Annotated in this window: 25 protein-coding genes and 1 riboswitch; of the genes, 24 read left to right on the top strand and 1 reads right to left on the bottom strand. The window is 35.7% G+C overall.

Translation table 11 applies throughout. The annotated features are described in order from the left end of the window. Window positions 1–54 precede the first annotated feature (54 nt). From lysA to CDIMF43_RS08670, 8 genes are all read left to right on the top strand, one after another. Window positions 55–1,374 (top strand): diaminopimelate decarboxylase, encoded by a 1,320-nt coding sequence (gene lysA / locus CDIMF43_RS08705; protein WP_109841779.1) that lies wholly within the window; start codon window positions 55–57, stop codon window positions 1,372–1,374. Between the two features lie 20 nt (window positions 1,375–1,394). After that, window positions 1,395–1,757: a GNAT family N-acetyltransferase gene (locus tag CDIMF43_RS08700; RefSeq protein ID WP_074402666.1), complete on the top strand. Its 363-nt coding sequence runs from the start codon at window positions 1,395–1,397 to the stop codon at window positions 1,755–1,757. Window positions 1,758–1,785: 28 nt separating this feature from the next. After that, complete coding sequence (locus CDIMF43_RS08695; protein WP_074402667.1) at window positions 1,786–2,568, top strand: segregation/condensation protein A; 783 nt, start codon at window positions 1,786–1,788, stop codon at window positions 2,566–2,568. Beyond that, window positions 2,561–3,148 carry an SMC-Scp complex subunit ScpB gene (gene scpB, locus CDIMF43_RS08690; RefSeq protein WP_074402668.1) on the top strand — a complete coding sequence of 196 codons (588 nt, stop codon included), beginning with the start codon at window positions 2,561–2,563 and terminating at the stop codon, window positions 3,146–3,148. The genes CDIMF43_RS08695 and scpB overlap by 8 nt, the downstream gene beginning before the upstream one ends. Window positions 3,149–3,161: 13 nt before the next feature. After that, window positions 3,162–3,899 (top strand): pseudouridine synthase, encoded by a 738-nt coding sequence (locus CDIMF43_RS08685; protein ID WP_074402669.1) that lies wholly within the window; start codon window positions 3,162–3,164, stop codon window positions 3,897–3,899. 100 nt (window positions 3,900–3,999) lie between these two features. Further along, window positions 4,000–4,722 (top strand): response regulator transcription factor, encoded by a 723-nt coding sequence (locus tag CDIMF43_RS08680; protein ID WP_109841778.1) that lies wholly within the window; start codon window positions 4,000–4,002, stop codon window positions 4,720–4,722. Window positions 4,723–4,729: 7 nt separating this feature from the next. After that, complete coding sequence (locus CDIMF43_RS08675; protein ID WP_109841777.1) at window positions 4,730–6,553, top strand: HAMP domain-containing sensor histidine kinase; 1,824 nt, start codon at window positions 4,730–4,732, stop codon at window positions 6,551–6,553. A gap of 124 nt (window positions 6,554–6,677) precedes the next feature. After that, window positions 6,678–6,803: riboswitch (FMN riboswitch) on the top strand. Between the two features lie 123 nt (window positions 6,804–6,926). Next, window positions 6,927–7,502 carry an ECF transporter S component gene (locus CDIMF43_RS08670; RefSeq protein WP_074402672.1) on the top strand — a complete coding sequence of 192 codons (576 nt, stop codon included), beginning with the start codon at window positions 6,927–6,929 and terminating at the stop codon, window positions 7,500–7,502. A gap of 115 nt (window positions 7,503–7,617) precedes the next feature. On the opposite strand, the gene CDIMF43_RS08665 is transcribed toward CDIMF43_RS08670, so the two are convergent. After that, the gene (locus CDIMF43_RS08665; protein WP_074402673.1) at window positions 7,618–7,848 is read right to left on the bottom strand and encodes a ferredoxin; all 231 of its coding nucleotides are present in this window, start codon (window positions 7,846–7,848) and stop codon (window positions 7,618–7,620) included. Window positions 7,849–7,880: 32 nt separating this feature from the next. Here CDIMF43_RS08665 and CDIMF43_RS08660 point away from each other — a divergent pair, with 32 nt between their 5' ends. The 16 genes from CDIMF43_RS08660 to CDIMF43_RS08585 all read left to right on the top strand — a co-directional run bounded on the left by CDIMF43_RS08660 (window position 7,881) and on the right by CDIMF43_RS08585 (window position 22,606). After that, window positions 7,881–8,957 (top strand): YpbB family protein, encoded by a 1,077-nt coding sequence (locus CDIMF43_RS08660; RefSeq protein WP_109841776.1) that lies wholly within the window; start codon window positions 7,881–7,883, stop codon window positions 8,955–8,957. Then, window positions 8,950–10,410 (top strand): RecQ family ATP-dependent DNA helicase, encoded by a 1,461-nt coding sequence (locus CDIMF43_RS08655; RefSeq protein ID WP_109841775.1) that lies wholly within the window; start codon window positions 8,950–8,952, stop codon window positions 10,408–10,410. The genes CDIMF43_RS08660 and CDIMF43_RS08655 overlap by 8 nt, the downstream gene beginning before the upstream one ends. 48 nt (window positions 10,411–10,458) lie before the next feature. Continuing rightward, on the top strand, window positions 10,459–11,067 hold the full coding sequence (locus tag CDIMF43_RS08650) for an SAG1386/EF1546 family surface-associated protein (protein WP_109841774.1): 609 nt from the start codon (window positions 10,459–10,461) through the stop codon (window positions 11,065–11,067). Window positions 11,068–11,140: 73 nt separating this feature from the next. Further along, window positions 11,141–11,815 carry a (d)CMP kinase gene (cmk, locus tag CDIMF43_RS08645; protein ID WP_109841773.1) on the top strand — a complete coding sequence of 225 codons (675 nt, stop codon included), beginning with the start codon at window positions 11,141–11,143 and terminating at the stop codon, window positions 11,813–11,815. A 105-nt stretch (window positions 11,816–11,920) separates the two neighbouring features. Then, window positions 11,921–13,141 carry a 30S ribosomal protein S1 gene (gene rpsA, locus CDIMF43_RS08640; protein WP_109841772.1) on the top strand — a complete coding sequence of 407 codons (1,221 nt, stop codon included), beginning with the start codon at window positions 11,921–11,923 and terminating at the stop codon, window positions 13,139–13,141. A 283-nt stretch (window positions 13,142–13,424) separates the two neighbouring features. Continuing rightward, window positions 13,425–14,738: a ribosome biogenesis GTPase Der gene (gene der / locus CDIMF43_RS08635; RefSeq protein WP_034569559.1), complete on the top strand. Its 1,314-nt coding sequence runs from the start codon at window positions 13,425–13,427 to the stop codon at window positions 14,736–14,738. Window positions 14,739–15,000: 262 nt separating this feature from the next. Beyond that, window positions 15,001–15,276, top strand: coding sequence for an HU family DNA-binding protein (locus CDIMF43_RS08630; RefSeq protein WP_074402679.1), 276 nt, complete (start codon window positions 15,001–15,003; stop codon window positions 15,274–15,276). 103 nt (window positions 15,277–15,379) lie between these two features. Further along, complete coding sequence (locus tag CDIMF43_RS08625; protein ID WP_109841771.1) at window positions 15,380–16,435, top strand: dehydroquinate synthase/iron-containing alcohol dehydrogenase family protein; 1,056 nt, start codon at window positions 15,380–15,382, stop codon at window positions 16,433–16,435. Further along, entirely contained in the window at window positions 16,432–17,697 is a 1,266-nt protein-coding gene (locus CDIMF43_RS08620; protein WP_109841770.1) for a tetratricopeptide repeat protein, read from the top strand. Before CDIMF43_RS08625 ends, CDIMF43_RS08620 begins: the two co-directional genes overlap by 4 nt. A gap of 74 nt (window positions 17,698–17,771) precedes the next feature. After that, window positions 17,772–18,329 (top strand): ReoY family proteolytic degradation factor, encoded by a 558-nt coding sequence (locus CDIMF43_RS08615; protein ID WP_074402682.1) that lies wholly within the window; start codon window positions 17,772–17,774, stop codon window positions 18,327–18,329. Window positions 18,330–18,457: 128 nt separating this feature from the next. After that, window positions 18,458–18,796 carry a nucleotide pyrophosphohydrolase gene (locus CDIMF43_RS08610; RefSeq protein ID WP_109841769.1) on the top strand — a complete coding sequence of 113 codons (339 nt, stop codon included), beginning with the start codon at window positions 18,458–18,460 and terminating at the stop codon, window positions 18,794–18,796. After that, complete coding sequence (dapB, locus tag CDIMF43_RS08605) at window positions 18,789–19,580, top strand: 4-hydroxy-tetrahydrodipicolinate reductase (protein WP_109841768.1); 792 nt, start codon at window positions 18,789–18,791, stop codon at window positions 19,578–19,580. Before CDIMF43_RS08610 ends, dapB begins: the two co-directional genes overlap by 8 nt. Continuing rightward, window positions 19,577–20,788, top strand: coding sequence for a CCA tRNA nucleotidyltransferase (locus CDIMF43_RS08600; protein ID WP_109841767.1), 1,212 nt, complete (start codon window positions 19,577–19,579; stop codon window positions 20,786–20,788). Before dapB ends, CDIMF43_RS08600 begins: the two co-directional genes overlap by 4 nt. After that, a complete protein-coding gene (locus CDIMF43_RS08595; RefSeq protein WP_074402686.1) occupies window positions 20,785–21,147 on the top strand; it encodes a thioesterase family protein in 363 nt (120 codons plus the stop codon). Before CDIMF43_RS08600 ends, CDIMF43_RS08595 begins: the two co-directional genes overlap by 4 nt. Before the next feature lie 203 nt (window positions 21,148–21,350). Further along, window positions 21,351–21,950, top strand: coding sequence for a nitroreductase family protein (locus CDIMF43_RS08590; protein ID WP_074402687.1), 600 nt, complete (start codon window positions 21,351–21,353; stop codon window positions 21,948–21,950). Between the two features lie 182 nt (window positions 21,951–22,132). Further along, a complete protein-coding gene (locus CDIMF43_RS08585; protein ID WP_034569586.1) occupies window positions 22,133–22,606 on the top strand; it encodes a hypothetical protein in 474 nt (157 codons plus the stop codon). Window positions 22,607–22,714 lie beyond the last annotated feature (108 nt).

The raw sequence follows: 22,714 nt of genomic DNA, 5'->3' as shown, positions 1-22,714 counted from the left end.
AGATTATGGTAAAGTTAAATGAGCAATTTACGGGGATTGAAATGGGGAAAATAAATGAATTTAACTAAACTACCAGGTACAATGACAATCAATACTGAAGATCATCTAACGATTGGAGGAATTGATACAGTTTTACTTGCTGATAAGTACCAGACACCATTATTTGTTTACGATATCGCCTTAATCCGAGAACGCTGCCGAGAGTTTAAAGAAACTTTCGAACGTAAACAAATCAATGCACAAGTAGCTTATGCTAGCAAAGCCTTTTCATGTTTAGCGATTTATCAATTAATGGCTCAAGAAGGAATGTCTCTTGATGTGGTTTCAGGCGGAGAATTATATACGGCTATCCAAGCAGGATTTCCGAGTAAAAAAATTCATTTTCATGGAAACAATAAAACCAAAACGGAAATGAACGCAGCCTTAGATTACCAAATTGGGTGCTTTGTTGTTGATAATTTCAATGAGTTGACGTTATTGAATCAGTTAGCGAGTCAAAAAGAGCACACTGTTAAGATTTTAATCCGTGTCACGCCTGGCGTAGAAGCACACACACATGACTATATTTCAACAGGACAAGAAGATTCAAAATTTGGATTTGATTTAATGAATGGGCAAGCAGAACAAGCAGTCATTGAAGCGATGAACTTATCAAACATCGAACTCATTGGACTTCACAGTCATATTGGCTCACAGATTTTTGAATCAGATGGTTTTTTAATGGCAATTGATAAACTACTCTCAAAAACAATTGAGTGGCAAAAGGCTTTTGGCTTTCATTTAAGTGTGCTGAATTTAGGTGGCGGATTTGGCATTCGCTATACAAAAGAGGATCAACCATTAGCAATTCCAGAACTGATGGTATCTATTATTGATGAAGTTATTTTGAAAACAACTGAATTAGGCATTCCGATGCCTGAAATATGGTTGGAACCAGGACGCAGTTTAGTCGGAGATGCGGGAACGACTTTGTATGAAACGGGCTCACAAAAAGAAGTTCCCAACGTGCGAAACTATTTAGCCGTTGATGGTGGAATGTCTGATAACATCCGTCCAGCTCTTTATGACGCGAAATACACAGGCATTTTAGCAAACCGCGCCACAGAACAACCAACAGCAACCTATTCTATTGCAGGGAAATGTTGTGAATCTGGCGACATGTTGATTTGGGACTTGCCTCTTCCTAAAGTTCAAGAACCAAACGTGTTGGCTGTCTTTAGCACCGGTGCATATGGCTATTCAATGGCGAGTAATTACAATCGAATTCCTCGGCCAGCCGTTGTATTCGTGGAAAATAATGTTGATTTTCTAGCAATTCGACGGGAAACTTATGCAGATGTAATGCAACTTGATATTCCTTTTCCAACAGAATAGATATGAATGGAGGGTCATCGATGCTAATTAGTTATAAAAATGATTACGAGAAAATCATGATGGGGCTGCTATCTTTTATTCCAGACTTAAAAGATGTGAGTCGCTTGAAATCAGAAATTGAATGGTATGAAGCGGACGAGCATCGTCGACTGTATTTATGGCGCAGTGAAGAAAGTGCAGATATTATTGCCGTTTTAGGGGTAGAAATAAGTGATGAGATGGTTTTGCTTCGTCATATTTCAATCAATCCTTCTTACCGTAAAGAAGGAATTAGTTATAAAATGATCAACGAACTTCAACAAAAAGCACCAGATAAAAAAATAATTGGTACGTTAGAAACCGCTCCAATTATAGCAAAATGGGAGCAACAAAGAAGTGAATAGAAACTAGATTGAAGGAGCGAATCAATGAATGGCTGAAATTAATGTGAAAATTGATGTGTTTGAAGGGCCGCTTGATTTGTTGCTTCATTTAATTCAACAATTAGAGTTGGATATTTACGATATTCCAATGGCTGAAGTCACAGCTCAATACCTGGCGTATCTTCATACGATGAAAGAATTAGAGCTGGATATTGCCGGCGATTATCTCGTGATGGCCGCTACATTAATGGCGATTAAAAGTAAAATGTTGTTGCCTAAACAAGAACTTGTTTTAGATGACGAAGAAGAAGCGTTCTATGAAGATGGAGAAGATCCACGGGATGCTCTTGTTGAACAACTATTAGAATATCGTAAATACAAATATGCAGCAACGGTACTAAAAGATAAAGAAGAAGAACGGAGTCACTATTACACTAAAACGCCGACAAATTTACAACATTTACAAACGGAAGTTCCTTTAAAATCAGAGCAAATCACAACAATTGATTTATTTATGGCTTTTCATGAAATGCTAACTAAAAAGAATCGTAAAATCCCAATGCAAACTAAAATTAAAGCAGAGGAAATGACGATTGACGACAAAATGAAGTTGATTTTAAAGAAATTAACGAATCAAAAAAGTCGAAATGGGTTATTATTTGAAGATCTTTTTGATGTTGCAACGAAGTCAGAACTAGTAACTACTTTTATGGCCTTACTAGAATTGATTAAAGAAGGAACTATTCGAATCAATCAAACCGAAATTTGCGGCGATATTTTAGTGTTTGAAAATCAAGAGTCCGTTAATCAAGGAGAAGGTCACAATGAATGAAATAGCAGCAATTGAAGCATTGCTTTTTGTGTCGGGAGATGAAGGGTTATCTTTAGAGGAGATGGCTTCGCTACTTGATGCATCTACGCAATTCACCTATCAATTATTAATGCAATTACAACAGCGATACATTGAGTCTAAAACAAATGGTTTAATGCTTCTAGAAGTAGGAAATCATTATCAATTGGCTACTAAAAAAGAATATGCTGATTTAATTAAAAAATATGCAGTGTCTCCGCTATCCACAAATTTATCACAAGCTGCGTTAGAAACACTTGCGATTATTGCCTACAAACAACCGTTAACACGGATGGAGATTGATGAAATTAGAGGCGTGCAAACAAGTGGAGCTTTGCAAAAGCTTCTTTTAAGAGGTTTAATTGAAGACAAAGGCCGAGTTAATGGACCCGGAAGAGCCATTTTATATGGGACATCTGCTTATTTTATGGATTATTTCGGCTTAAAAGATATAAAAGAATTGCCAACAATTGATGAATTAGAACAAAGTCCTGATGAAAGCGAATCAGATTTATTCTTTGAAAAATTTAACCAGCAATTTCAACTAAATAATGAAGAATAAAGGGGATAAAATAATGGAACGTTTACAAAAAGTAATGGCACACGCAGGTGTAGCTTCTCGAAGAAAAGCAGAAGAATTAATTGCAAAAGGGCACGTTAGAGTGAATGGAAAAGTTGTAACAGATATGGGTGTTCAAGTTGGAAACTCAGATAATATTGAAGTAGATGGTGTTCCAATCGATCGTGAAGAACCGGTTTACTTTTTACTGTACAAACCAAGAAATGTGATTTCTGCTGTGAGTGACGATAAAGATCGACCTGTTGTAACGGACTTTTTTGGTTCTGTAAAACAACGTATTTATCCGGTTGGCCGTTTAGACTATGACACAACGGGATTATTGCTGATGACAAATGACGGAGAACTTTCTCAAATGTTAATGCATCCTAAATACCACGTTGCAAAAACGTATGTGGCTAAAGTAAAAGGTGTTATTTATCCGACAGACACGCGTAAATTAGACAAGGGAATTGTCATTGACGGTAAAAAAACATCTCCAGCACAGACTAGAATTATTTCAGTGGATAAAGTAAAACAAACGTCAATTGTTGAAATTACAATCTTTGAAGGACGTAATCATCAAGTTAAAAATATGTTTATGGCGATTAACCATCCCGTTCAAAAATTAAAACGTGAAACATACGGCGGTTTGACTTTGGAAGGATTAAAACCAGGAGAATGGCGTGAATTAAAAGGCTTTGAAGTGAACCAACTTCGCGTTCTTGCTAAAGAAAGTCAACAAAAGAAAAAATAAGATAAAACCCTTTTTGGTTGATAAATGAAACAGTTGTTGTGTATAATTAATGATATAATAACGATTTTTAGATGGAGTTGGAGAAAGAGGTGTTTACCAAATGAATAATGATGCAATAAATATACTAGTTGTTGATGATGAAGATCGAATTCGTCGTTTATTAAGAATGTATTTAGAGCGAGAAAACTTTATCATTACTGAAACAGACAATGGAGAAGATGCTCTTTTTCTAGCGCTTGAAAATGATTATGACTTAATTTTACTTGACTTGATGCTACCTAAAATGGATGGTATTGAAGTTGCTAAACAACTGCGTGAAAAAAAAGAAACCCCTATTATGATGTTGACAGCAAAAGGTGAAGAAACCAATCGTGTTCAAGGTTTTGAAGTTGGAGCAGATGATTATATTGTAAAGCCATTTAGTCCAAGAGAAGTTGTCTTGCGAGTAGCAGCGATTTTGAAACGAACACAACTGGCAAAACCTAAAAAACAAGAAAATCCAGACTTAATTGTTTTTCCTCATTTAGAAATTGACAATCAAGCACATCGGGTTTTATCAGATGGAAAGCCAGTCAATTTAACACCAAAAGAATACGACTTACTTCTTTATTTAGCCCAAGCGCCGGATCAAATTTTTGGCAGAGAGCAATTGCTTAGAGAAGTTTGGAAATATGAGTTTTTTGGTGATTTAAGAACAGTGGATACCCATGTGAAACGGTTGCGTGAAAAACTAGCACAACAATCAGAAGTAGCCGCTAAAATGATCGTTACTGTTTGGGGATTAGGTTATAAGTTTAATTCTCATTACGAAAATAAGGAGTAACAAGCGAATGACTAAACTAAATAGTATTGTATTTCGAACATGGTTAGTCACGATGGCGATTGTTGCATTCTGTTTGATTTCTAGTACAGTAATTTATTCATATATCTATCAAAAACATGTTCAAGAAATCTATTTAAGTGATTTTAAAGACTCAATAAAAAGTATTGAAAAGCGGGTAATCACTGATCCGCTTTTTGTTTTAGAAAATACAGATAAATTTACTTCTTATGATTCACATTTATTTTTTTATCTTGAATATGACGATCAAAAAGCGGTCTTTTACAATGATTTCTACAATGAACTCCCTAAAAATTATTTGACACAATTATTGAATCGTAAAGATGTCAAAGAAATTATTCATTCTGGCAAAGACAGCGTGTTGTTAAAAGAGGAAAGCAACGAAGAGAATAAAAATGGTTCGTTTATTCTAAAAGTAAATTTCTTTGAACACGATGGCAAGCGGGGGGTTCTGTATTCATATGGTGATTTATCTTTTTTAACAAAAATAGCTAAAAAAATGACGGAGTGGACAGCTTTTATTTTTGTGATGCTTCTTATTTTATCAGTGTTGTTTTATCAATTCCTTAAATATAGAATTGGAACTCCGCTAGCCAATATGCGGGATGTTGCTTTTGAATACGCAAAAAATGATTTTTCACATCAAGTGCCTGTCAACTCTAAAGATGAACTGTCACAGTTAGCACTAGCGATGAATAAAATGGGAAAATCTTTAGAAGCCATTGGAATGTCTACCAAACAAGAAAAAGAATTATTGGCGCACATTGTGTCTTCTATGACGACGGGGATCTTGTATTACAATCGAGATAAAACGCTTTTAACTTCTAATCTAACAGGGGATGATTTTTTAAGCCGTTGGCGGTTAAACGGTCAATATCATGAAAGTGAGATTCTTCCGTATGTGTTAGATGGGAAAATTGATGAAGTAATCGAAAAAAGAAACGGGTTGAGTTTTGAATTAGAGATTGATGATGCGTATTTCAATTTAAACTTGGTGCCGCTTTTCAGTGAAGCTCCTTATATTGTTCGTGGTGTGCTGATAACGATTCAAAACATGACAAAAGAACGTCGTTTGGATACGATGAGAGTGGATTTTATTAACAATGTGTCTCATGAATTAAGAACGCCTTTAGTGATGATAAGAGGCTATAGTGAAGCAATATTAGACGATGTTGCTGAAACGAATGAAGAAAAACATGAAATGGCAAAAATTATCTGGGAAGAATCTGAACGAATGAGCCGGATGGTTAACGAGATGTTAGATCTTTCGAGAATGGAAGCAGGTTATATTGAGTTAACAAAAACCGAAGTGGATTTACATGAATTTTTCAAAGATCTTTTAACTCGATTTGGTCAATTAGCAGAATCCAATCAGGTTCGGCTAGACCTAGAGATTCAAGATGATATGACGAGTTATTGGATGGATGAAGATAAAATGAACCAAGTTTTATTTAATTTAATCAATAATGCTATTCGCCATACCAGTTTAGCTGAACCAACAGATGGAATTCGATATGTGAAATTATCGATTCATTTAGATGAAGTGATGGACGAATTGTTAATTGAAATTATTGATAACGGAACTGGAATTTCAAAACAAGATTTACCATTTATTTTTGAACGTTTCTACAAAGCTGATAAAGCCCGAGTGATGAATAAACAAAATCAAACAGGAACTGGAATTGGCTTATCAATCGTTAAAAATATCGTTGAAGAACATGACGGCTATATGGAAGTTCAAAGCGAAGTTAATACAAAGACACGTTTTATCATTCATTTGCCTTACTTGGATGAGCAAGACAAACATGAATAAAAAACAATTCCTATTTTATAGGAATTGTTTTTTTGCTTACTATTTGTTAGCATATCTATTGCTTATTAAATGAAATTTGTGTATACTATTAGTTGTACATGAGAGTGTACAAAATAATATAATGATTCGTCTTCAGGGGCAGGGTGAAATTCCCGACCGGTGGTAAAGTCCACGAACTGATTGTTTCGACAATTGGTTGAATTGGTGTAATTCCAATACCGACAGTAAAGTCTGGATAAAGAAGATGGGGCTTATTTGAGTGAATTCAATGGCTCTGTTTAACTTTTTTTCTGAAGAAAAAGTTAGGCGGGTTTTTTATTTTTCTCGAATATTCCATAATCGCTCTAGATGAATCCTTTTAGGAGGATTTTTTATGAAAACCAGTAATACCAAAAGGTTAGTCGGAATCGCAATGCTAGGAGCAATCGCCTTTGTGCTGATGTTTTTTGCTTTTCCAATCTTACCAAGTGCCAGTTTTATGAAAGTCGAGTTTAGTGATGTGCCAGTTTTGATGGGGATGTTTTTATACGGACCTGTTGGAGGTGTACTAGTGGCGTTAATTAGAACCGTCCTTCACTATATTCAAACAGGTGGCGATATGGGGTATCCAATTGGCGATATTGCAAGCTTTATTGCGAGTTTAGCCTATGGACTACCAATTTATTTTATTATTACAAAGCAACAACGTTACGATATGAAAACGCTCGTGATGGCGAATATTGTTGGAACCGTCTCTTTAACCACGGTTTTATCAATTGCAAACTGGTTTGTCATTACACCGTTGTACATTAAAATCATGGGCTTTAATTTAGGTCCTGTGAAAGAAATAGTATTGTATGGCGTATTGCCTTTTAATATTTTAAAAGGATTAGTGGTAGGAATTGTTTTTATTGGATTATTTGCAAAATTAAAACCATGGATTTTAAGAAATCAATTACGAAACTATTAATATACTAAAGAAATGTTGTTAAATTTAATCGATTTAACAACATTTCTATTTTTATGAAGTTTAAAGATACAAAGAACCCAACGTATCATTCTACTGTATTTCTAGGATCTAAGCATTACTCTATAGAAAACGGAGTGGTCCTTCTGACGATCGCACCAGTTGGGCAAGCTTGATAAGCTTCTTTAAAATGGGGGATTACGTCGGTAGGTAAAGGGAGAATCCCTTTGTTGTTATCTGAAATTGTATAAGCAATTCCTTCTTCATTATAATTAAATACTTGGGGTGCTTTAATTTGGCACAAGCCGCAAGCAATGCATTTTTCTTGATCCACTTTTGTGTAGTACATAGTTTAACCTCTTTTTATTTTACTTGGAAGGAATGAGTCGATTGGAATCATCACTTTATTTAGAGTACCTCTTCTTAAGTTTATTTTCAAGAAAAGAAGCAAAAAAACCGCTATCAGTCTTTCATATTCTAACCGGCAAGCGTACGGCTTCAATTTTATATGTAGCAGAAAGTTACCAATTAAAACATTTTTTTAATTGCTTTCGTCACTTGGAAAAAGAGGACTATCTCCAAAAAATTGACAGTCTATTGAAAAAAAATCAGTTGGAAGAAGCATCAGACAATCATGTTTATTTGACTCCAAAAGGCGAACAGTCAGTTACTACTTTTTTTGAAACGCATTATTACCCTAGCCATTTTAATGGTTTATTAGAAGGAAGAAGTTTAAAATCATTTTGGCGGTTGTTGACATTTGTTACTCAAGTGCTTTCAGAAATGAGCCACGAAAATGTCCAGTATTTACCCATTGAAAAAGAATGGAAGCAGCAATTATGGCTTAAAAAATGGTTGCAAATGCATAAAAAAAATCTTTCAAAAGAACTGTTAAGTCAACGGTTTGCAAGTGAATGGATGGATTTGCTAGCACTGTTAGAGCCGAGTGGCGCAACGGTTATTAGTTTAAAACTAACAGGTTATAAAACCTATGGTAAAACAACCAAACAAATCTCAAACCTTTTAGAACTGGAGTTAGACGAAGTTCAGGTGATTTTAACTGATGCCTTGTTTCAATGCATTAAGCAAATTAAAGAAACAAATCAATTTCCACTTTTTTTTGAACTCTATCAAGAAAGCATTCATGACATTAGCCTATTCAATCAAAGCACATTGGCAACTAAAAAACTAATGGACGAAGGAAAGGCTCTTGAAGAAGTAGCAAATTCTCGTGGATTAAAGCTTAGTACTGTTTCAGAGCACTTAATTGAATTAGCGATTATGGATGAAACATACCCCATTAAAGACCTTATAGCAGAGCGTACTTACCAACAAATAATGGGATTATTTGAACTAAATCCAACAATTGGTTATTATGAGATAGAAGAACAAGGGTATCAAGTTCCTTTTTATATCTATCGTTTACTTCAAATTGAAAGAAGGCGGGTAAATGGTTGATTCACAGAACTTAAAAAACAAGTTGAAAACTTATTTTGGCTATGATTCATTTAGAGATGGACAAGAAGAAACGATTACAGCAGCATTAAAAGGACAAGACACACTGGTTTTATTGCCAACAGGCACCGGAAAATCAATTTGTTACCAATTAACGGGCTATCTATTAGAAGGGACGGTTGTTATTGTCTCGCCATTGCTATCGTTGATGCAAGATCAAGTAGAACAATTGCAATTATTAAAAGAAAAAAGAGTGGCAGCGTTAAACAGTTTACTTGATTATTCAGAAAAAGAGTTCATTATTCGCCATCTAAACGAATATAAATTTTTATTTTTATCTCCTGAAATGCTGCAAAATGAACGCATTCTGACAGCTTTGAAACAGTTGAAAATTGCATTGTTTACAATTGACGAAGCCCATTGTATTTCACAATGGGGGATGGATTTTAGACCGGATTATTTAGAACTTGGAAGCATCCGAGAAGCATTAGGAAATCCTTTGACGATGGCATTGACAGCAACGGCGAATCACCAAGTCAAAGAGGACATTCTAGTCAGTTTAAAATTAGATCCACTTCAAACAACCCAAATTGTTCATTCTGTTGATCGCAAAAACATTGCACTTGTGACCATTCCGTGTGATAAAGATAAAAAAGAACAACTGATCCAACAAGTTAGAAAGTTAAAAAAACCTGGAATTATCTATTTTTCAAGTAAAAAAATGGCCGACAATATGGCTGATTTTTTAAGAAAAAACCTAACCATTCGTGTTGCCAGCTACCACTCTGATTTAGAAACAGCGGACCGTATCTTATTGCAACAACAGTTTATTTACGATGAAATTGACGTGATTTGTGCGACCAATGCCTTTGGTATGGGCATCAATAAAAAAAATATTCGTTTTGTGATTCACTATCATATGCCTGCGAGTGTAGAAGCGTATTTGCAAGAAATTGGGCGTTGCGGTCGTGATGGGCAACCTAGTATCGCTATTTTACTTTATGAGGCAGGTGACAGCTATATTCAAGTACGTTTACAAGAAAATGATCTTCCTACTGAAGCAATGTTAGAGTATGTTTACCGTAAGCAAGTCGTACTTGAAGGAAGCTGTAGTGAGAGTCAACAACGGTTGCTTGAAAATTATTTAGCTTCAGACATTCCGCTCGCATATGCGAAACAGCAACTAAGAGCCCGCATGTTCCGTAAAGAAGAGCAATTGCGCTATATGGTCACTTACGCAGAAACAAAGCAATGCAAGCGAAAAGTACTTCTTCATTATTTTGAAGAAAAACTTAATAAAAAGGTAGGAAATTGTTGTAGCAATTGTGGCATTGATGAAGAAATTTATCAAATAGATGAAAAAAGTCTTGAAAACAGACCGTTTTCAAGCGTAGATTCTTGGGAAAAAATTTTAAAAGAGATGTTTTCGTTAGAAACTTTTAAAAGACAAGACTAACTGAAATATGGTACAATAAAGACGAACTATTTTTAGGAGGAAGTCTAAATGAGTAAAAATAAATCAAATGACCCATCAAAAGAAGCGTGGTCGCGTAAATTCAGTGAAGAAGAAGGAACGACTGAAGGCAATTATTCTAGAACGGCGCGTAAAAAATCTAAGGGTGGAATTTCTCCAATCTTAACTACTTTATGTGTATTTTTGGCCTTATTAATTATTTTGCCAATTGCAACTTATTGGTGGTATACAAATGCAGCCTCATCGGAAGATCCAAAATCTAATGATGATCAAGTAACAATGAGTAGTAGCAGTAGCAGCGAAAGCAGTAAAAAAGAAAGCTCTTCTTCAAAAGAAGAAAGCTCTAAAGAGGAAGAAGTATCTTCAAGTGAAGAACCTGTTTCACAAGAACAGCCACCAGCGGAATCTTCATCAGAAGAAGTAACCCCGCCAGAGGAATCAACGCCACCTCCAGCAAGTGAAGAACCACCTGCAACAGAACCACCTGCAACAGAAACATCAAAAACCCATACCGTTCAAGTAGGAGATACATTATATCGTATTGCTACTAACAATGGATTAACCGTGGCACAATTAAAAACATTAAATGGTTTAAGTTCAGATAATGTTCCAGTTGGCACCGTTTTAAAACTAAATTAATTGCTTAAAGCCGTCAGATATGGCGGCTTTAATTTTGTAAAAAAGGTAATTTTTAAGAGAAAGAAGGCAAATAATGGAATCCAAAAAATTAAGAATTGCAATTGACGGACCTGCGTCTGCGGGGAAAAGTACCGTTGCTAAAATAGTAGCAAAAGATTTAGGTTATGTTTATTGCGATACAGGAGCGATGTATCGTGCGTTGACTTACTATGCGTTGCAAAATGGTGTTACGCCAGAAGACGAAGCAGGACTTATTGAGCTATTAAAAAAAATGAAGCTACGTTTCGATCCAAGCACAACCATTCAAAAAGTATTTATCAACAATGAAGAAGTAACAGACGCCATTCGTCAACCAGATGTGACGAATAATGTTTCAGCCGTTGCAGCCCATGGAGAAGTTCGAAAACAATTGGTTAAGTACCAACAACTCATTGCCGCTGACGGTGGTGTCGTAATGGATGGACGCGATATTGGAACGGCAGTTTTACCTGATGCTGAAGTGAAAATATTTATGGTTGCAAGTGTTTCTGAACGAGCAGAACGTCGGTTTAAAGAAAATACTGAAAAAGGCATTATGACCCCTCTTGAAACTATCGAAAAAGAAATTGCAGAACGCGATTATAAGGATTCAACACGAGCCGTTTCCCCTTTAATTCAGGCAGAAGATGCCTTTTTAGTCGACACAACTAGTCTATCAATAGAAGGCGTCGTTGCTAAAATTAAAGAAATTATCACAAAACAGCAGTAATATCAAAAGAAATGCTGTAAAATAGTGATGTTTTAGTGGCATTATTTTAAATTATTCGTTAAAATAGGTAAGAAGGACTTTAATAGCTGTTAGGAGGATTTAATGATGACAGAACATGTAGAAAAACAAGAAGTAGAAGCAACAGAAACAATGATGGATGCAATGAACAGTGTCCAAGAAGTTAATATTGGGGATATTGTAAAAGGTGAAATCCTAAAAATCCAAGATAACAAACAAGCAATTGTTGGAATTATTGGAGGAGGCGTTGAAGGCGTCATTCCTTTCAACGAATTATCAGCTTCACCCTTTGAAAATGTAACAGATATTGTGAATGTTGGGGACGTTGTTGATTTAGTTGTTATTAAACCAATCATGGACAAAGAAAATGGAAGCTTTTTACTTTCTAAACGTCGCATCGACGCTAAAAAAGTATGGGAAGACATCCAAAAAGACTTTGAAAATGGAACAATTATCGAAGCACCTGTTACAGATGCAGTTAAAGGTGGATTGGTAGTGGACGCTGGTGTACGTGGATTTGTCCCAGCTTCAATGGTAGATGCACACTTTGTTGATGATTTTTCAGTATATAAAGGTCAAACCTTACGTTTCAAAATCGTTGAAATCGAGCCAAGTGAAAACCGTTTGATTTTATCTCATAAAGCAGTTGTTGAAGCTGAAAAAGAAGTTGCTAAAAAAGAAGTATTAGCTAAATTAGTTGAAGGCGATACTGTAACTGGAACGGTTGCACGCTTAACAAACTTTGGTGCGTTTATTGATTTAGGTGGCGTGGACGGGTTGGTTCATATCTCACAAATCTCTTACGACCACGTTAAAAATCCAGCAGATGTTTTAACTGTTGGCGATTCAGTCGAAGTGAAAATCCTTTCCATTGATACTGAAACTGGACGCATCTCATTATCAATCAAAGATACTCAACCAGGACCTTGGGACAACATTGAAGAACGTGCAGCTATTGGAATGACATTAACTGGAACAGTGAAGCGTTTAACAAGCTTTGGTGCATTTGTTGAAGTTTATCCAGGAGTGGAAGGTTTGGTTCATATTTCACAAATTTCACATAACCATATTGCAACACCACATGAAGTGTTACATGAGGGGGATGAAATCCAAGTGAAAGTCTTAGATGTTAATCCTGATGATCAACGTTTATCTTTAAGTATTAAAGCGTTACAAGAAAAACCAGCTGGACTTAAAGAAAAAGAAGAAGTAGTAGATTATGAATTGCCAGAAGAAGATACAGGTTTTACTTTAGGAGATATTCTAGGGGAACAACTTTCTGATATGACAACTGAAGACGATCAATAATTAAAAAAAGAGAAGCGTTAAAAAGCGCTTCTCTTTTTTTAAATGGAAAAGTTCTAATGAAGCGAGTACTTCCTATAAGAAAAGCTTGCATGTTGAAGGGTTATTCTATAAACTACTAGATGGAACAGTAAAAAAACTAAGCTAGAAGTTTATCCTTGAAAGAGAATTCGTACTTTTGAAAAGTGTCTTTCAATGGACATGTGGGAAACAAGGGAACATTAAATAATTGCTTAGCACTCATTTTGATCCAATAAAATAAAAGAAAAAGAAGGAGGCTAAATCTATGGCAAAACCAGTTATCGCCATTGTGGGTCGTCCAAATGTAGGAAAATCAACAATCTTTAATCGTATCGTAGGTGAACGTATTTCAATCGTAGAAGATGTATCAGGAGTGACTCGTGACCGTATTTATTCGCAAGGAGAATGGTTAGGTAAAGAGTTTAATATTATTGATACAGGTGGAATCGATATTGGAGACGAACCATTTTTAGAACAAATTAAACAACAAGCAGAAATTGCAATTGACGAAGCCGATGTTATTATTTTTATTACAAGTGGTAGAGAAGGCGCAACTGACGCAGATGAAAATGTTGCAAAAATTTTATATCGTACTCACAAACCAGTGTTATTAGCTGTTAATAAAGTGGATAACCCTGAAATGAGAAATGATATTTTTGACTTTTATTCATTAGGATTAGGCGATCCTTATCCAATCTCAGGAAGTCATGGTTTAGGTATCGGGGATTTACTAGATGCGGCAATCAGCCATTTTCCAACGGAAGAAGAAGAAGAATATGATGAATCTGTTATTAAATTCAGCTTCATTGGTCGTCCAAATGTAGGTAAATCATCACTTGTTAACGCAATTCTTGGTGAAGAGCGTGTGATTGTATCTGACGTTGCTGGAACTACCCGTGATGCGATTGATACAAAATTTGAATCAGCTGATGGAACAGAATTTGTCATGATCGATACAGCAGGTATGCGTAAACGTGGGAAAGTGTATGAATCGACTGAAAAATACAGTGTGTTACGTGCATTGAGAGCGATTGAACGTTCAGACGTGGTTCTTTGTGTGTTAGACGCAGAAGAAGGCATTAGAGAGCAAGACAAGAAGGTAGCAGGATTTGCCCATGAAGCGGGTAAAGGGGTTATTATTGTTGTAAATAAATGGGATACCCTAGAAAAAGACAACAGTACAATGAAAAAATTCGAAGAAGACATTCGTGAATCATTTGCTTACCTAAGCTATGCACCAATTGTTTATGTTTCTGCAAAAACAAAACAACGTCTGCACACATTGCCAGAAGTTATTGAACGCGTTAGCATGAGTCAAAACTTACGTATCCAATCAGCAGTCTTAAATGATGTTATTATGGATGCTGTTGCAATGAATCCGACGCCAACAGATAAAGGCAAACGTTTGAAAATTTATTATGCAACTCAAGTTGCTGTAAAACCACCTACTTTTGTCATTTTTGTTAATGAACCTGAAATGCTTCATTTTTCATATTCACGTTTCTTAGAAAACCGTATTCGTGATGCCTTCACTTTTGAAGGAACACCGATTAGAATCATTGCTAGACAAAGAAAATAAGCATTTTAACACATTCGGGACGTCATTTCAAACAATTTGAAAAAAATGGAAGAAATGATTAAAAAATACGCTTAAAATAGTAAAAATCATTGCAGTATCAGCATTTGTATGATATCTTTTTAGAAGAAATGTTGTTTCTGAATTTCAGTTCAATAATTTCTTTCAAGCCAATTTTGGACCACTCAAATTTGGTATTATCGATGTATATTTGCTTATATTAAACAAAGCATTTATTCTTCTTTTCGAGGGAGGTGAAATACACATGGCTAACAAAGCAGAATTAATCGAAAGCGTTGCAACTTCTACAGGTTTAACTAAAAAAGATGCAACTGCAGCAGTTGATGCAGTATTTGAAACTATCCAATCTACTCTAAGTGCGGGTGAAAAAGTTCAATTAATCGGTTTTGGTAACTTTGAAGTGCGCGAACGTGCTGCACGTAAAGGTCGTAACCCTCAAACAGGGGAAGAAATCCAAATCGCTGCAAGCAAAGTACCTGCATTCAAACCAGGTAAAGCTCTTAAAGATGCAGTTAAATAAGACTAAAAGTGAAAGGTTACTGTACTTGTACGGTAGCCTTTTATTCTATTTTTTTATTATACATAGGACTAATAGTATCAAAAAATGAAAGGATGGATGTCATTTGCAACAGCAAGTTCATCAAGCCGATGAGGCATCAACAGTTTTTTTCGGAGAAACGCTGAATAAACTAGTTATCGACCAAATGTCACTCTTTCAAGACACGGAACAGGTATTGATTGTTACGAACCAAAAAACATATGAGCGATACTACGAGAAGCTCAGTCTCCTCTTTAAACGGCAAGAATTATTCTGGTATATTTGTCCGAATTCAATCGAGGCTAAAAGTTTCAAAGAGCTTTTAGCCTTGATGACGTATTGTGGTGAGATTCACTTGAAAAAAAAGTCATTCATTATTGCATTTGGTACGGAACCCGTTATTCAACTAGCCAGTTTTTTTGCCCATCTTTATTACAAAAAATACCCACTAGTAGCCATTCCAACAAGTTTAGAAGCATTTCATGTGAGCATCAGCGGAAACGCGCAGTTAACTCAAACAGGAAAAGTGATGGGCTCAGTGAATCAAACAATTGCGACTATTTTTTTAGATGGTCGATTTCTATCAATCAATGATTTAGCAACGACTCAAAGAGGATTTGCTACGTGGCTACAACTAGCAGTTAGCCACAACCATGACTTGTATCTCCAATTACTGAAAGACTTTAACGATGTAAAAGATTTGCAAGACAAAAGCATGATTCCTTATGTATCAACGTATGTAACTACTGTAAATGAAGTGCATCAGCAAAAACATGTAGCAACGCTATTAGGACAAGATTTTCAGAGAGCATTAACCACTCTTACTGATGGAAAAAACCTCACAACAACTAGTGATACGATTATTGGAATAACATTGGCTTTGATTGCGTCTCAGCAACGAAGTGGATGTACAATGGCATTAGAGAGTTGGCTAAAAAAAATGCAACAGCTAGGTTATCAACTAGCGTTACCAGAAGATTGGTTAGTGACAGATATAGTTGAAACACTACATCAGCATTCATCTCAGTTTTATTTAGTATCAAAAGATGGTAAATTAGTAAGCGAGACGATCCCACTATCAGAATTGTTAGCACTAATCATAGAGTATCAAGAATTATCAAAAAGGAGTTTTTATAAATGAGCTATGGAGAACAAATGATTGCGGCATTACAAGACAATCAGTTAATGGAAGCACAAGATTATTTTCAAGAAGCTTTAGCAAAGGATTTACCAGATGAGTTGTATCTTCTAGCAGATACATTATACGAATTGGGATTTTTAGATGAAACAAAAGCAATCTATGAACAACTATTAAAAGAATTCCCAACAGATGATGAATTAAAAATCGGTTTAGCTGAAATTTCAATTGAATCGGACGCTATTGATGAAGCGATGGACTGGTTGTTAGAAATTGAGGAAGATAGCCCAGCATATCCGCAAGCATTACTTGTCTCTGCTGATTTGTATCAAGTTCAAGGATTGTACGAGGTTAGCGAGCAAAAACTCTTACAAGCGAAGGAAATCCTTCCTGAAGAGCCTATTCTAACATTTGCGCTATCGGAGCTTTACTTTACAATGGGGAAATATGCGCAAGCAATTCACGGTTATGAAGAGTTATTAGCCCAAGGAATTGACGATATGACAGGAATTAATCTATCTGCTCGTTGTGGAAGTGCCCATAGCGCGGTTGGTGATTTTGAACAAGCGATTCCTTATTTAGAAACTGGAGTTGAAGAGAATGAATCTACGAATTTATTATTTGAGCTAGGCTTTACTTATTTGCAAAATAAAGAATTCCGTCGAGCAAGTGAAACCTTATTTAAGTTAAAAGAATTAGACCCAAGTTATACCTCGCTTTATCCATATTTAGCTAAAAGTTTAGAAGAAGAAAATCAGTTAGATAAAGCTTCAGAAGTCATTCGAGAAGGCTTGCGAGTTGATCAGTTTAATCATGAGCTTTTCTACTACGCTGCTCAAATCTTCTTAAAATTAGACAATGAAGAGCAAGCAGAAACGTATTTAGAGGAAGCATTGGCTCTAGAACCTGAGAGCGAAGTGATTCAACTTGAGTTGACTAATTTATTTATTAAACAAGACCGTTTTGAAGAGAGTGTAGCGGCCATTAAAAAAGCGTTGATTAATGAAGAAGCTGATCCACAATTTTATTGGAACTTAGCGATTGCCTATGAAAATCTTGAAGAATATTCAAAAGCAAATGAAGCTTATCAAAAAGCTTATGAAGCCTTCAAACAAAATAGAGATTTCCTTAAAGCATATGCCCTTTTCTTGAGAGAAGAAGGCAATCTGAATGTAACAAAAACAGTATTATCTGAATACCTTGCACTTGAACCAACGGATGAAGAAATGGTGTTACTCTTAGATGAAATCAATAGCGAATATTAATTAAATACGTTATAATAAATGGAATCAAGCAATGACTATCCTATACGATTGCTAAGAATAGGGGGAAGTCCAAGATGAGTATCAAAATATCGCTAGAAACCAAAAAAGCTTTTTTAAGTTTATTTTTAGATCGCTATCAATTAAAGCGAAGAGAATCTATGTGGATCATTAACTATCTCCTTAACCACGATGTTATTTTGAGTCGCGTACATTTTGTTGAAGCAGTTGAAACGACTCCAAGAGGGATGGCGCTGTCAACTGTTGGAACGCAAGAAGCGCCATTTCAATTTTATAAAGAAGGCACGATTTTTAATGATCCAGAACAAGCGTTTCATGAAGTTCGTTTGAATTGGAATGATGACTTATACGTTGAATTGTTTTTCCAAGATCAGTGGCAAGTACCAGAGTATTTAGCTGTTTTAGAAGACAATCCATTTCATCGTTGGAATGATACGATTAGCGATCAAATAAAAACCGATGTAGAAGAAGCCCTCCTTACGTTGACGCTAGCTAAGCAAAAAACAGAATTGTTAAAGAAAATTGATGATGCGTTAGAAAGTCAAAATAAAGAGGACTTTATAGAGTTATCTGCTGCATTAAATTCACTTGAAAAAGAAATCAGTCGTTTTTAATCATCCAAATAAACTATCTAGTTAACGAGCCTTTTGGGAAGTTTGCTAGGTAGCTTTTTTAGTCTTTGAAAACATGAAATAGTTTGTTACTATAAAAGAGTAGCAGTATCCTAAATGAGGTGATAACGATGACGGATAAAACATTAAAACAAATGCAAGATGAGGTGGATGGATACATCACTCAATTTAAGACCGGCTATTTTTCTCCGCTAGGCCAGATGGCAAGATTAACGGAGGAAGTAGGTGAATTGGCTAGAGAAGTCAATCATTATTATGGTGAAAAACCAAAAAAAGTCAGTGAAGAAACAAAAGAAATTGCAGAAGAATTGGGCGATTTATTATTTGTGACCATCTCAATGGCGAATTCCTTAGAGATTGACTTAACGTGTTCATTCGATCAAGTGATGGAAAAATTTAATCAACGGGATAAAAACCGTTTTGAAAGGAAAGAAGAGAACAATGATTAAAATAGTAGTAGCAGGTTTTAAAGGGAAAATGGGATTAACAGCCACTAAGATGGTCATAGAAAATGAAAAATTTGAATTAGTAGGTGTTCTAGATCCAACAGCAACAGAAGCGAATTTAAATGAGTTGCCGGAGTTTCCTTCATTGAATATTCCTGTATTTCATGAAAAAGAAGACTTAGTAAAACAAGTGAAACCTGATGTTTGGATTGATTTTACAATCCCAAAAGTAGCCTATCAACACACCTTGTTTGCCGTTGAAAATGGCATTCGTCCAGTTGTAGGAACGACTGGGTTTACAGAAAGTGAAGTAGCTGGTTTAATCACAAAGACGAAAGAACAAAAACTTGGTGGACTAATCGCCCCTAATTTTGCCATTGGAGCCATTTTAATGATGCAGTTTGCAGCAAAAGCAGCAGAATACTTTCCAGATGTTGAGATTATGGAACTACACCACGACCAAAAATTAGATGCCCCAAGTGGAACAGCGATTAAAACAGCAGAAATGATAGCGGAAGTTCGAGGGTACCATCAACAAGGAAATCCGGCGGAAAAAGAATTAATTAAAGGAGCACGTGGAGCAGATTTTGAAGGCATGAAAATTCATAGTGTTCGCTTACCAGGCTTGGTAGCCCATCAACAAGTTCAATTTGGTAGTGCAGGTGAAGGGTTAACGATTCGTCACGATTCCTATGACCGCGCGTCCTTTATGACAGGTGTCGCATTAGGTTGTGAAAAAGTGATGGAATTGGATCAGTTAGTTTATGGGTTGGAAAATCTTTTATGAGAAAATTAGATTCTGAATTTATGAAGGCTTTGCCCGTTATCCAAAAAATTCAAGAAGCAGGATACGAAGCGTATTTTGTAGGCGGAAGTGTGCGGGATAGGATTTTAAAAAAGCCCATTGCGGATGTGGATATTGCAACAAGTGCATTTCCTATGGAAGTCAAAGAAATTTTTCCTAGAACGGTAGATGTTGGGATTGAACATGGTACGGTGATGGTTCTATTTGAAGGAGAAGGCTATGAAGTCACCACGTTTAGAACAGAGTCGACTTACCAAGATTATCGACGACCAGATGCGGTTACCTTTGTTCGTTCATTAGAAGAAGATTTAAAACGCAGAGACTTTACGGTAAATGCATTAGCCATGAACAGTGAAGGAGAGCTAATTGATTACTTTGGCGGTTTGAAAGATATTGAAAAAAAAGTAATCAAAGCGGTTGGGTCTGCTTCGGAGCGTTTCCATGAAGATGCGTTACGAATGATGCGAGGCGTTCGTTTTGTTAGTCAATTAAATTTTTCAATGGAAACTAAAACTGAATTGGCTATAAAAGAGCACCATGCTCTTTTAGAAAAAATTGCAGTTGAACGGATTCAAGTTGAATTTGTCAAATTATTATTGGGACAGGGTCGACAAATTGGGTTAAGAAAAATGATTGAAACAGAGTTGTATCAATTTTGTCCAGGACTAGCATCTAAAAAAGCGGGATTGACTTCTTTTGCAACTTTAGAAACACACTTAGGGACAGCAACGAGTGCGTGGACCTTGTTAACGTACTTTATAGAACTTCCTGTGGCAGAAATTGAGCTCTTTTTAAGAAATTGGAAATGTTCTAAAAAGGAAATTAAGCATGTAATCAAAGAACGGATTGCTTTTGATCAACGACTAGACTCTTTTTGGACTAAAGAAGGACTTTATCAAGCTGGTCTTGAAATTGCGTTAGAAGTTGAATCATTAATTGAAGGCTTTCAACAAGAAAGTCATTTAAAGACCCTTCAAGAGCTGTATGAGGACTTGCCAATCAAAGACCGTCAAGAGATGCAAGTGAGTGGCAGTGACTTAATAACAGCCTTAAAACGACCTGCTGGACCTTGGCTAGGAGAATTGTTAGCAAACATTGAGGAACAGGTATTAATTGGGGCGATTCCAAATCAAAAACAAGCGATTCTTGAATGGGCGTTAGTGGCTGATAAAGGAGAAGACGCATTATGATAGAGGAACAAAGTAAACAATTTATGGTGAAAAATGAAGATACAGCTTTACATTTAGGTTCAGGAGATCTCTTAGTCTTAGCAACGCCACGTTTGGTTGCAATGTTAGAGAATACGGCCAAAGAAATTCCCTCAGAACGTTTGAGTGATGACGAGACGACAGTGGGAATTGAAATGAATTTAAAACATGTGAAAGCTACGCCAGTCGGAAAAGAAGTCACATGCTTTGTAAAACTAACAGAAATCAAAAAATCAATTTTATTTTTTGATGTAAAGGCCGTTGTTGATGAGGAAATGATTGCAACGGGTACTCATATTCGAGCAATCGTATCGAGACAGAGTTTTATGGAAAAAATTTAAATGTAATTGAAAACAGAGTGGATTGTTCTTTTAACGGTCAGCTCTGTTTTTTTAATCTTAAAAAAAGAGGTTTTTTCTTTGGATTAACAAGGTTTTCAGATCTTTTGAAAATTTAATTACAAAAAATAAGTAAAAACACTTTACTTACTAAAAGAAAGATGTTAATATATTGTTTGTAAGTAACTAAGAGGAGGAAACACATTATGTCAAACCAATACACAGAATTATTAAAAAATCGTCGTTCAATTTATGGATTAGGTAAAAATGTTTCATTATCAAATGACAACATCGTTTCATTAGTAAAAGAAGCAGTAAAAGAAAGTCCATCTTCATTTAACTCACAAACTTCACGAGTGGTTGTTTTATTTAATGAATCGCATGATAAATTATGGGATATCGTTGAAGCAGCACTTCGCAAAGAAGTACCAGCAGATGCTTTCGAAGCAACTGCTAATAAAATTGCTTCATTCCGTGCTGGAAAAGGAACGATCCTTTACTTTGAAGATATGGATATTGTTAAAAACCTACAAGAACAATTTGCATTATATGCGGATAACTTCCCAGTATGGTCTGAACAATCAAGCGGCATTGCACAACATTCAGTTTGGACTGCATTAGCAGTAGAAAACATTGGTGCTAGCTTGCAACATTACAACCCACTAATCGATGACGCTGTTAGAGCTGAATTTGATTTACCTGCTTCATGGAATTTAAGAGCGCAAATGCCATTTGGTTCAATTGAACAAGCCGCTGGCGAAAAAGAATATATGGATGATGCAGCACGTTTCCGTGTATTTAACTAATAAATAATTTTTCAAACACCTTCATAACGGAATTGTTATGAAGGTGTTTTTTTGGATTTATTCATGAATTGTTTTTACTGAAGCAATTTTCATTAAGGTATGTTAAAATAATAATGTGAGGAAGCTTAATTCGTTAACGCTAACACTCTAATTCTAGCTGGAAAGCAAAGGAGATCAGACTTATGAAAAAAGAAGTAACAGCACTTAAATTTATTTTCCGCAATGGTGAAACTTGGACAATTGAAAAGCAACACATTGGGGATCTTTGGATCAAACAAATTACAACAAGTTTTGGACGTATTGGAGACAGTGATTTCCAAGAAATTCATCCTTGTGAATCATTAAGAATTGAAATTGCTCAAGAAGCTGATCACGTTCATACCGATGATATCAACTTAGGTGGTTTGGAATTAGGCATGTTCGAGCGTGCAACACAGTATCCTGATATTGAAATGATGGACATCTTATATAAAGATGCGGATCACCCATTATCAAATGTGATCGTCGCAACAGACCGTGTCTATTTCCCATATAAAGCAAAAGATGTGGATGGAAATGACAATGAATTCCAAAGTGCATTTATTGCAAATAAAAATTTATATGTTGTGATTGATCCAACTAAAACAGCAAAAGAAATTTATTCTGACAAACTTTAATTCTGTATTCGCAACTAAGCTGAAAAGCTTAGTTGTTTTTTTGTTTTAAAGTGAACGCGTTTTTGTAATTTTCTTCGCTTCATAGTATGATGAGAGATGACGAAAACA

Source organism: Carnobacterium divergens (assembly GCF_900258435.1).
GTDB lineage: Bacteria > Bacillota > Bacilli > Lactobacillales > Carnobacteriaceae > Carnobacterium > Carnobacterium divergens_A.
The sequence above is the reverse complement of the archived record's forward strand: the minus strand, read 5'-3'. Positions and strand labels throughout refer to the sequence as shown.